This is a genomic window from Mycobacterium sp., assembly GCF_035314665.1.
GTDB lineage: Bacteria > Actinomycetota > Actinomycetes > Mycobacteriales > Mycobacteriaceae > Mycobacterium.
The window spans coordinates 1-11,328 of record NZ_DATFZD010000069.1 but is presented as its reverse complement, the minus strand read 5'-3'; the positions used below and the strand labels follow the sequence as shown (position 1 = coordinate 11,328).

General features: G+C 65.8%; 7 protein-coding genes and 1 pseudogene. 3 read left to right on the top strand and 5 right to left on the bottom strand.

Annotated features, from left to right (window positions below):
- Positions 1 to 282: pseudogene (locus VKI00_RS05160) on the top strand (SAM-dependent methyltransferase); the annotation flags it as partial.
- On the opposite strand, the gene VKI00_RS05155 reads toward VKI00_RS05160, so the two are convergent.
- Entirely contained in the window at positions 269 to 922 is a 654-nt protein-coding gene (locus tag VKI00_RS05155; protein WP_324435935.1) for a rhomboid-like protein, read from the bottom strand. The pseudogene VKI00_RS05160 and the gene VKI00_RS05155 sit on opposite strands and share 14 nt — an antisense overlap.
- Before the next feature lie 123 nt (positions 923 to 1,045).
- On the opposite strand from VKI00_RS05155, the gene VKI00_RS05150 reads away from it, so the two are divergent.
- Positions 1,046 to 2,980 (top strand): NAD(P)/FAD-dependent oxidoreductase, encoded by a 1,935-nt coding sequence (locus VKI00_RS05150; protein ID WP_324435934.1) that lies wholly within the window; start codon positions 1,046 to 1,048, stop codon positions 2,978 to 2,980.
- A 55-nt stretch (positions 2,981 to 3,035) separates the two neighbouring features.
- Entirely contained in the window at positions 3,036 to 4,175 is a 1,140-nt protein-coding gene (locus VKI00_RS05145; protein WP_324435933.1) for an LLM class flavin-dependent oxidoreductase, read from the top strand.
- Here the strand turns inward: VKI00_RS05145 and VKI00_RS05140 are convergent.
- The 4 genes from VKI00_RS05140 to VKI00_RS05125 form a co-directional block, all read right to left on the bottom strand.
- Positions 4,170 to 6,086, bottom strand: coding sequence for an alpha/beta hydrolase family protein (locus tag VKI00_RS05140; protein ID WP_324435932.1), 1,917 nt, complete (start codon positions 6,084 to 6,086; stop codon positions 4,170 to 4,172). The two genes, VKI00_RS05145 and VKI00_RS05140, sit on opposite strands and share 6 nt — an antisense overlap.
- 4 nt (positions 6,087 to 6,090) lie before the next feature.
- Entirely contained in the window at positions 6,091 to 7,872 is a 1,782-nt protein-coding gene (locus VKI00_RS05135) for an N-acetylglutaminylglutamine amidotransferase (protein WP_324435931.1), read from the bottom strand.
- A 33-nt stretch (positions 7,873 to 7,905) separates the two neighbouring features.
- Entirely contained in the window at positions 7,906 to 10,530 is a 2,625-nt protein-coding gene (locus VKI00_RS05130) for a carboxylate--amine ligase/circularly permuted type 2 ATP-grasp protein (protein ID WP_324435930.1), read from the bottom strand.
- A gap of 66 nt (positions 10,531 to 10,596) precedes the next feature.
- On the bottom strand, positions 10,597 to 11,328 hold a 732-nt coding region (locus VKI00_RS05125; protein WP_324435929.1), incomplete at its 5' end, for an SIS domain-containing protein.

Below are 11,328 nucleotides of genomic sequence, written 5' to 3'. Positions count from 1 at the left end.
AACGTGCCGGACGCAAGCCGGGCGGTGCCGAAGATGGCAGACCAGATGCGGCAGGCCACCGAACGCTGGCGCGACCACGGATTCGACGTGGAGATGACCGACCTGTGGTACGGCGGCGACCGCAACGACGTGGTCGACTATCTGGACGGCCATGGCTGGAACGTTTCGGCCATCAGCGTTGCCGATCTGTTTGCCGCTCAGGGCCTTTCGGTCCCGACCAGCAACGACGAAGAAGCGGCGATCGCCTCCGGGCTCGGCTATGTGACCGCTAGGCGGATCTAACCGCGGCGAGGAGCATCCCTGGGTTCACCGGTGGCCCGCCCCGGGCTCGGGCCACCGGATAGCACAACAGACCGATGAAGATCGCCGAGAAGTGCCCGATCGCAGTGAAGTTCGCATCGATGATCAGCGGGACACCGAAGACGGCGATCAAGATGGCGAGGTAACCCCACCGCCACGGCGTTGCGATGCGGTAGGCGAGCACGGCTATCACGCCGACCATGAAGTAGCTGACCCCGATGTCACGGGCATGGACCAGCCGTTCCGGCGCCTGGTGATACTGGATTTCCAAATACAGCAAGCCCTCGCTGATATAGGTCGCAGCGACGTGTGCAGTCAATCCGACCGTCAGCCAACGAATTTGGCCGAGCCACTGCTCTGCCGGGGCGAGGAACAAGGTGAACAGCAGCAGATACGGCGTCCAGTAGCGGCCATCGATCCAAAGCAGGCTGGAGAACAGCGCGTCCAAGGGATCGGTCGCCAAGTGACGGATATTGGTGGAGTCGTGGACCAGTAGGAAGTGCAGGTACCGTCTGCTCGCGGTGCGCTGAATGATCGTGGTGATCAGCAGCACCGTCAGCCAGAGGTACGTCAACGGCGCGCGGCGAACGAATCGCCACGCCGCGGCCAGCCGGCCTGTCATGCGCTTACCTTTGCACGCTTAGGCGCTTCGCAAACGAGGCTTGATCCGGTAAGGCACCTCGGCGTATCGTTTTAGCCCAATTACGAAACCAGACGTATCGTAATTCCGGGAAAGGATTCCGCCTTGACGCGCAGCCGCTACGCCGGCCGGCCTTTCACCACCTCCACCGCCGACATTGCGGCAGCGCTTGAGCAAGTCAGCATCCCGACCCTGCTGCTGTCGTTGGTACACATCACCGGCGATCCCCGTTTCGTTCGGGACTACAAACCCGCCGGGATCTTCCTCAACGAGGTCCAGGGATTCATGTCCGAGGAGGACAAAGCCCGCGCCCGGGCGGAAGCGCTACCGGTGATCGCCGACTACCGCGACCGCGGCTGCCCCGAGCCCGCCCCGCTGCCTTCCGAGCTCATCAAAGAAATGATGGACTGGGCGGTTTGCGAGAGCGTGCCCGACGACTACCTGCCGCTGCTGGGCGAAGAGATGGACCTGGACGGCGTTGATCCGCGCCGCCCGGCGGCATTGGATCCCGACCGCGCGGCCGAATTTCCGGTCGTCGTAGTCGGATGCGGCGAGTCAGGCGTTCTGGCCGGAATTCGGTTGAAACAGGCCAACATTCCGTTCACCATCGTGGAGAAGAACAGCGGGCCGGGCGGAACCTGGTGGGAGAACACCTATCCCGGAGCTCGGGTCGATGTCGCTAATCATTTCTATTGCTACAGCTTCGAGCCGAGCAACGAGTGGACGCACTTCTTCGCCGAACAGCCGGAGCTGCAGAACTACTTCACCACGGTGATGGACAAGCACGGTCTCGGCGAGCACGTGCGCTGGCAGACCGAGGTGATTGCCGCCGAGTGGGACGACGAGGACGGCCTGTGGACGATCACGGTGCGGGAGCCCGACGAGGGACTCACCACGACACAGGCACGCGCCGTCATCACCGCCGTCGGTCAGCTAAACCGGCCCTACACACCGGAATTCGAAGGTGCTGCGAGTTTCCGCGGACCGTCGTTTCACTCCGCGGAATGGGACCATTCGGTCGATGTGACCGGCAAGCGCGTCGCGCTGATCGGCGCCGGCGCCAGTGGCTTTCAGATCGCGCCGGCCATTGCCGACGACGTCGAGCACTTGACCGTATTCCAGCGGACCGCCCAGTGGATGTTCCCCAACCCGATGTACCACGAGTCCGTCGGCGACGGCGTGCGCTGGGCGATGGACCACCTGCCGTACTACGGACGCTGGTATCGATACCTGGTGCTGTGGCCCGGTTCCGACAAGGGGCTCGACGCGGCGCGGGTCGACCCGGCCTACGCCGACCAGGACTACGCGGTCAGCGAGATCAACGCCGCCGCCCGCATGATGTTCACCGATTGGATCACCAATCAGGTTGACGGAGACCAGGATCTGCTGGCCAAGGTGCTGCCGGACTATCCGGCCACCGGGAAGCGGACGCTGCAGGACAACGGCACCTGGCTGCGCACGCTGCGCCGCGACGACGTCGACTTGGTGCGCACGCCGATTGCACGGATCACACCCGATGGCGTCGTCACCGCCGACGGCGTCGCCCACGACGTCGACGTGATCGTCTACGCCACCGGGTTTCGGCACACCGACGTGTTGTGGCCGATGACAATCATCGGGCGCGACGGTGTCGACTTGCACGACGTGTGGGGCCAGCGACCGTATGCGTACCTAGGGATCACCGTCCCGGGGTTCCCGAACTTCTTTCTCGTCTACGGACCGGGCGCGCACCTGGCCCACGGCGGCAGCCTGATCTTCAACTCCGAACTGCAGATGCGCTACATCAACAGTGTGCTAGCGCAATTGGTCGAAACGAACATCCACTCGGTCGAACCGACCGCCGACGCGGCCACCGCCTGGCATCAACGCACCCAGGCGGAAATCAAACAGATGGTGTGGTCGCACCCGGCGGTCAAACACTCCTACTTCAAAAACGCCGACGGCGAGATTCATACCGTCAGCCCCTGGCGGCTCAACGAATACTGGGCAGCCACCCGCGAACCCGACTGGTCGCAATTCATCGTAACTACTCGGCGGTGACCAGTTCGGCCTAGACTGTGGCGCGATGGGGGTCATCCGGGCAAAGGAGAGCCCCATGCTCAAGGTCGGCTTGGCAGAACAGCTGGTGAACACCCGCCATTGGCCGACAGCTTCGGCGCGAGCCAGTTATCTCACCGCGGTGGCCACCCGAATGGATTCATTCTGGTTGCCGGACCATCTCAACGCGCTGTTCCCCCGCGCGGTCATGACACCGAAGTACGTGGGCACCGCACGGCTGGCACCCGATATCGACGCGTATCTCGAGCCTTGGACCGTGCTCGGGAATTTTGCCGCGCGAAATCGTCTGGGCCGCTTGCGGCTTGGCATCGGCGTCACCGATGCGAGTCGTCGCAACCCCGCCGTCACCGCACAGGCCGCGGCGACGCTGCACCTGCTCACCCGGGGCCGGGCCATTCTGGGGATCGGCACCGGCGAGCGTGAAGGCAACGAACCCTACGGCGTGGACTGGTCCAAGCTGGTGGCACGGTTCGAAGAGGCCATGGCGACCATCCGGACGCTGTGGAACTCCGGCGGTGAACTCGTCACCCGCGATTCACGGTTCTTCCCGCTACACAACGCGATGTTCGCCCTGCCGCCCTACCGCGGCAAATGGCCGGAAATCTGGATCGCCGCGCACGGGCCGCGCATGCTGCGGGCCACCGGCCGCTACGCGGACGCGTGGTTTCCCGCGGGGACGATCCGGCCGAAGGACTACGCGGCCGGCCTGGAAAAGGTGCGGTCTGCCGCCTCCGACGCCGGGCGAGATCCGTTGTCCGTTACCGCTGCCAACTGGCTATTCGTGGTGACCGGCGGCAGCAGAGCGGAGGTCGACGAAGCGTTGGAGTCGACCGCCATGAGAGCGTTCGCGCTCAACCTACCCGCCGAGGAGTGGGCCCGGCACGGGGCGAGCCATCCGCTCGGTGACAACTTCACCGGCGCGCAAGACTTCATCCCGCAAACCCTCGACGAACAGACCGTGGTGTCCGCCGCCGCACAAGTCCCGCTGTCACTCCTCAAAGAATGCGCGCTCACCGGCACCCCTGATGAGGTGATCCAGCAGGCCGCCGAATGGCGCGACCACGGCATGGATTACGTGGTGATCTGCAATGTCAGTGCGGTGCAGCCGAGTCTGCGCCGCGGTCTTGCCGCGACCCTTCCCTTTACGAGAATTCTGCGACAACTGCGGCGACTATGACACCTCGACAAACCGCTCGGTGGCGCCAAACGCCCTATTGAGCCACTCGCTCATGGTGATTGCCAGCCTCTCCCGATTCTCGCGTTTGGTGATCGCGTGTCCGTCGTCGCCGAAAAGTAGGTAGCGCACGTCACGACCGGCCGCGCGCAGTACATCGACGATCTGCTGGGATTCGCTGACCGGGACGTTGGTGTCATGGGCCCCGTGCACCACCAGCAACGGTGCGGCGATCGCGTCGGCACATCGCAGCGGGGAGAGTCGTTCGAGCAGTTCGCGGTCGCTGATCGGGTGGCCGTATTTGGCATAGGCCGCGTCGGCAATCCACTGCTCGGTGTTGCGATAGAAGGTGGTGAGGTCACTCATCCCACAGATGGTGATGCCCGCCGCGAACAACGCTGGGTGAAAGGTCATGGCCGCCATCGTCAGATAGCCGCCATACGACCAGCCCGCGCAGGCAATGCGCTGCGGATCAGCCAATTCGTTGTCGATGAGGAAACGCACGCAGTCCGCGACGTCATCGATGGCCGCGAACCTGAGTGCCTTGTCGTCGGCGTGGCCGAAGCTCCTGCCAAAGCCGCCCGAGCCACGGACATTCGGTGTCAACACCGTGATCCCGTCGTTGACCAGACGGGCAAATATCTCGTCATAACCGGGCCGGGACTGGCCTTCGGGGCCGCCGTGCAGATAGATCACCGCTCCCTTGTTGGCGGTATCGGTGGGGCGGTAGAGCCATGCGTTCAGGCTCAGCCCGTCACGCGCCGTGATCGTCTCCGGGCGCGTGCCCGGCGAGAAGCCGGAAACGATCGGACCGCGGCTGGGTTCGCGGTCGACTCGCTCCCATTCCCGTGTGCGCGGATCGACCAGCTCGACGGTTCGCGGCAACGACGGTCCCTCGACGGTCAACGCTACCATCGAGCCTCCCGCACTGATGGACAGCTCGTTTGCGACCATGCCCGGCAATGGGATCGGCTCGTCCAGTGTGTAGTCGGTGTACTGCAGGATCTGTAACTCGCTGCGGCCCTGCACGTTCCATAGCAATGCGACCGTCGACAGGTCGTCGCTGACTGCGAACTCGTCGAGGTCGCAGTCCGGGCGCTCGGCGACCACGAAGTAGCTGACGCCGTCCTGGGTAGCGGTCACCTCCAGCAGCCGAGCGTGCTCGCAGCCATTCTCGCTGCGGATCAATGCTCGGACGTATCCGCGGCCGAAGCGGTCACCCCGCGTGACCGGGCGGCTGCGGTTGGCCCGGTACGTCTTGGCCGGGCGGTACAGCTTGGTCTGATCGCCATCGGGCCCGTACCGGAGACGGCGCGGATGGTGATCGTCGAGGATGACCCCGTCGGCGGTCGTCGACCCCGGATCGGATGGCAGCAAAGCGATTTCGGTTTGGCCGTGCAGCATGATCAGTTCGTGGTAGCCGCGCGGTCCGACCCGGATCAGCGATGCCCCGGCCCACGCATCGACGAGCCGGCCGCCGGAGCGGGAGTCCAGGACGGTGTAGTCCCCGTCGGCCGGATCGATCAGGCAGGACCGGCCGATTCCGTCCTCACCGGTCAGGATGGCCGCGACCCGGACGCCGTCCCACGCGATCAGCTCGGCGGTCCCGGCTTCCTCGCGATCGATGCGCCGGGCCATCCGATCGTCGGGATCTGTTGTGACGACCCAGATCTGCCGGCGGGTACCCCCATCCGGCGCCACCTCGCAGGCCAGCCACTGGCCATCGGCGGAGTGGATGACACGAGAGACCGGACCCTCTACCGGCAGCTCCACATCACGGGACGAGCTGGCCCGCCAGCCGCGCAGAAATCGTTGCACCGCACGGGGATAGCCGCCGTCGTCGATGAGGTGGGCGAACGCGGTGGCGTCCGGGGACAATGATGCGCCGTAAAGGGCACGCACCTGCTGTCCCATCGGATCAGCCCTCCATACTCTGCAGCCACATCTCGAGCACCCCCAATTGCCAGAGCGTGTTCGCATCCAGCCTGGTCCGTGTCTCGTTCGGCGCGGCCAGCAGGGCCTTGACGCTCTCGGCGCGATACAGCCCACGGCCGCGGGCAGCATCGTTGGTGACCGCGTCACGCACCATGTCCAGCAGATCGCCGTGCAGATGGCGGATGCTGGGCACCGGGAAGTGGCCCTTGGTCCGGTCGATGATTTCGGACGGCAGCAACGCTCGCGACGCATCCTTCAGTACGCCTTTGCCATTCGAGGCCAGCTTCAGCTCGGGCGGGCAGGTGGCGGCCAGCTCGACGAAGTCGTGGTCGAGGAACGGCACCCGCGCCTCCAGACCCCACGCCATCGTCATCGAGTCGACGCGTTTGACCGGGTCGTCGACCAGCATGACCTGAGTGTCCAGGCGCAGTGCCGCGTCCACCGCGGAGTCGGCGCCCGATGCCGCCTGGTGGGCGGTCGCGAACTCGCGGCTCACGTCTTCGTCAATCCCGTACTCGGGGTTGAATATCGACAGCACGTCGTCGTGGTCGCGGTCGAAGAACACCTTGGCGTAGGCCTCGGTGGTCTGTTCGCGGGCGATGTTGGCCAGCGGCGGGTACCAGAAATAGCCCGCCAGAATCTCGTCGGCGCCCTGCCCGGACTGCACCACCTTCACCGATTTACTGACTTCTTCCGACAGCAGGTAGAAAGCCACGCAGTCATGGCTGACCATTGGTTCATTCATCGCCGCAATGGTTTTCGGCACCGCAGGGACCAGCCGCGAGGAGTCGATGTGGATCTTGTGGTGGTCGGTGTCGAAGGTCTTGGCGATCAGGTCGGAATAGAAGTACTCGTCGCCGGATTCGCCTTCGGCAGCGTCGAACCCGATGCTGAACGTGGCGAGCCCGTGCTGGCCCTGTTCGGCGAGCAGCGCCACCACAACCGAGGAGTCGATACCACCGGAGAGCAATACGCCGACCGGCACGTCGGCGACCATCCGGCGTTTCACGCCGGCACGCAATGCGTCCATCAGGGCCGCCTGCCAATCAGCGGCCGACCAGGACGCCTTGTCCGGATCGCGACGAAACTCGGGGTTCCAGTACACGGTGTCGGTGTGCGAACCGTCGGGCTGGATCACCCGCACCGTTGCCGGCGGCAGTTTGTGCACGCCGCGGTAAACGGTTCGCGGCGCCGGCACCACGGAGTGAAATGTCATGTAGTGGTGCAGCGCCTGGCGATCCAGTTCGGTGTCGATGCCGCCGGACCTGAGCAGCGCACGCACCGTGGACGCGAACCGCAGTCGGCCTGGCGAGGCCGCCAGGTACAGCGGTTTGATGCCGAGTCGGTCGCGCGCCATCGTCACCACTCCGGTGTCACGCTCGGCGATGGCGAACGCGAACATGCCCTTGAAGCGGTCGACGCAATGCGTTCCCCATTTGTGGAAGGCCTTGATCACGACCTCGCTGTCGGCCGTCGAGAAGAACCGATAGCCCTCGGCCTGAAGCTCTTTGCGCAGCTCCTTGTAGTTGTAGATGCAGCCGTTGAACACCAGCATCAGCCCGAGATCACTATCGACCATCGGTTGGGCGCCGTGGGCGGACAGGTCGATGATCGACAGCCGCCGATGGCCGAACGCCACCGGCCCATGCGCCACCACGCCGTCGGAGTCGGGTCCGCGCGACGTCATTGCACCGGTCATCCGGACTACGGCGCCGACATCGGCGGCTTGCCCGTCGAAGCGGATCTCACCGCAGATACCGCACATGTCTCCTGCTTCCGTTGAGTGAAGTCTGCCCCGTTAGCCTTCGCCGGCGCTTCCGGCGGTGAGAATCCAGGTGTTCTTACTGCCCCCGCCATACGACGAGTTGACAATCCGCGACCCGCGGCTGGCAACTCGCGTCAACGCCGCAGGTGAGACGTGCGCCGATACCGATCCGCCGGTACCGGCCCGAAGATGGACGAACGCGCGGAGGTCGACATGATGCGGGTATATCCCCTCACCGTCGAACGTGGGATGGGTCGACAGGGCGACCAACTCCTGGGCGACGAACCGCTCCGGTTGTGTGACCAGCTCACGCCGGCGCGCCTCCAGCGCGGCATCGGAGGCGTCCGGCCCGATGAGAACGCCGCTCCCGCCTAGCCCGTCGATGGGTTTCACCACCAAATCGCCCAAGTTGGCCAGCACGAAGTCGCGCTGCGCGCGCTCGCCGCAAATCCACGTCGGCACTTGGGCCAGCATAGGCTTTTCGCCGAGGTAGTACTGGATCATGGCCGGGACGTACGCGTAGATCGCCTTGTCGTCGGCCACTCCGTTGGCGAGCGCGTTGGCGACGGTGAGATGGCCGTCGGTGATCGCGCCGAGCATCCCGGGTCCAAGCGGAGTGCCGTCGTATCCGGTGGAGGTCAGCAGCATGTCCTCGTCCATCCGCGCATAGACGACGTCGACGCGTTGGACGTCAGAACCGATGTGACGCAACAGCTTTCCGTCGCGCACCGATAGGTCCGACGGCTGCACCAGCGCGACACCCATTTCCTCGGCCAGGAAGGTGTGCTCGAACCAGGCGGAGTCGTCCCAGCCGCCGGACAGCAGTACCACCGCGGGGTCGTCGGGGGCGCGCGGCGGCGCCGCTGCGTGCAGCGTCTCAAGCAGCATCGGCGCTGCCCGGTCGACGTCCTCGATCGCGGCGGGCGGTTGCAGCTCGGGGAGGTGCTTGGTCAGTAGCCGGTGGTTGACGATCGCATACCCGGTGCCCGACGGCACCCGCAGGTTGTCTTCGAGCACCATCCAATGGCCGGCGCGGTCGCACACCAGGTCGGTGCCGCTGACGTGCGCGCGCACCGTATCGCCGGCGAGGCGGCCCGTCGAGCGGAAGCCGGGTGCCCGGTCGAGGGCCTGCACACCGATGATGCCGTCAGCGACGATCGCCTGCTCGGAATAGATGTCGCGGAGGAACGCGTCCAGCGCCCGGGCCCGCTGCCCTAGGCCCACGGAAAGCTGCGCCCACTCGTCGGCGGCCACCATGCGCGGCACCAGGTCGACCGGGAACAGCTGGGCGCGGCTCTGGCCGGCGACGCGGAAGGTGATGTTGTCGGCACGCTGCTCCTGCTCTATAACTCCTTCCCGAAACCGCAGCTGCGCCACACCGACGCGGGCAATGGTGTCCAGGACCGTCCGATACCGCTGGCGCGGGTGACCGTCGGCATCGACAGCTTCGTCGTAGCTGACGTCGGTGTTGCCACGGGCGACCCGAACCACCGGGTCGCTGCCGGGTTTGTAGCCGAATAGCAGGGTCGAGTCCGCGCCGACGGCCGTTGCTGTGCTCGGCCAGCGGCCGGCGGTCTCGTCGATCAGCTGATCGACCACGTCGGTGAGACGCCCGCGGTGGCGCAGCGCTCGCCGCTGCCGGGCCGACGACGTGCCCGCGATCAGTACCTGGCGGGTCAACTCGCTGACGATGTCCCAGTCACCGCTGTCTTCCAGTTGCGGGCGCAGCGATCCGATCAGCTCGGTGACCACCTCGGACGCCGGCCTGCTGGCCGGACCGCTGACGTCGACGAGGTCGCCCTCCAACCCTGACCGGGCGGCCCGCCACAGCGCGGCCCGGCCCAGTGCCGGGGACAGGATCGTCGCAGGGGTGCCCGCCCGCGCGGCGTCGACCTCGCGCTCGACCAGCGCCCGGAACAGCCCGGCGATCAGCACGATGGTGTCGACCGACGGGCAGCTGTCGCACACTCGCAGCTCCAACGTCGGAGCCGAGTTTGACGGTCGGACGTCGAAGTAGACCATCCCGGCGTCGGTGATGACGCCGCTGGCCACCAGGGCCCTCACCAGCGCGTCGTATTCTTCGGCCGATTGCACCGGGGCGGCCAGGCCCGTGGTCGGCCAGCGCTGCCAGACCAGTGTGCGCATACTCGAATAGCCGGTGTCTGAGCCGTCGGACGCGAACGGCGAGCTGGCCGACAATGCGAGCAAGGTGGGCAGATACGCGGCCACCCGGTGCGCGACCGCGACGGCCGCGTCGCGGTTGTCGACGCCGACATGCACCTGAGTGCCGCAGATCAGCTGCTCACGCGCCAGCAACTGATAGTCGGCAAGCATTTGCCGGTAGCGCGCGGTCTTGGTGACCTGCATTTCGGCCGGCACCGACAGCGGCATGGCCCCCGCCGCGACCACGCCTATGCCCAATTCGGCGGCGGTGTCGACCAATACCCGGCGGTGGTCGACAAGTTCACCGCGCAACCCGTCCAGCGAATCGACCACGCGGGTGTTCGTCTCGACGACACAGCGCTGCAGCTCGGCGACGTAGTCGTCGGACAGCTCGGCCAGCAGTTCGGGGGCGCGTGCCGTCAGTCGCCTCGTCTTGAGATCGACAAGGTGAAACTCCTCTTCGACACCCAACGTTCGCGGCGACATGTGTCGCATCCGCCAACGGTATGGCCCACCAGTTACCGCCGCATTAAGCATTGACAGAGGTCATCGCCGTGCCGGTTACTCGACGGTAACCGACTTGGCCAGGTTCCGCGGCTTGTCAACGTCGTACCCACGCGCCTGCGCCACTGAAGCGGCGAACACCTGCAGCGGGATGGTCGACAGCAGCGGCTGCAAAAGTGTTGATACCGCAGGGATTTCGATCAGGTGATCGGCATAGGGGCGCACGGTGTCATCGCCCTCTTCGGCGATCACGATGGTGATCGCGCCGCGGGCCTGGACCTCCCGGATGTTGGACAGCAGCTTGGCGTGCAGCGTGGCCGCCCCCTTGGGCGAGGGCATGACGACGATGACCGGCAGACCGTCTTCGATCAGTGCGATCGGGCCGTGCTTGAGCTCGCCGGCCGCAAAGCCCTCGGCGTGCATGTAGGCCAGTTCCTTGAGTTTCAACGCGCCTTCCAGCGCCACCGGGTAGCCGACATGGCGACCGAGGAACAGGATCGTCGACGCCTTGGCGAACCGGTGGGCCAGCGCGGCCACCGGCCTGATCTCAGCGATCACCCGGGCGACCAGATCCGGCATGGACTCCAGCTCGCGGTACTCGCGTTCCACCTCGTCGGGGTATTTGGTGCCGCGGGCCTGCGCCAGCGCCAGGCCAACGAGGTAATTCGCGGCGATCTGCGCCAAGAACGTCTTGGTCGACGCCACCCCGATCTCCGGTCCGGCGCGGGTGTAGAGCACCGCGTCGCATTCGCGCGGGATCTGCGAGCCGTTGGTGTTGCAGATCGCCAG

Excerpts from the sequence above, each read along its gene's own strand:
- VKI00_RS05155 (WP_324435935.1), bottom strand. The coding sequence starts at position 922 with ATGACAGGCCGGCTGGCCGCGGCGTGGCGATTCGTTCGCCGCGCGCCG.
- VKI00_RS05145 (WP_324435933.1), top strand. The coding sequence starts at position 3,036 with ATGCTCAAGGTCGGCTTGGCAGAACAGCTGGTGAACACCCGCCATTGG.
- VKI00_RS05140 (WP_324435932.1), bottom strand. The coding sequence starts at position 6,086 with ATGGGACAGCAGGTGCGTGCCCTTTACGGCGCATCATTGTCCCCGGAC.
- VKI00_RS05135 (WP_324435931.1), bottom strand. The coding sequence starts at position 7,872 with ATGTGCGGTATCTGCGGTGAGATCCGCTTCGACGGGCAAGCCGCCGAT.
- VKI00_RS05130 (WP_324435930.1), bottom strand. The coding sequence starts at position 10,530 with ATGCGACACATGTCGCCGCGAACGTTGGGTGTCGAAGAGGAGTTTCAC.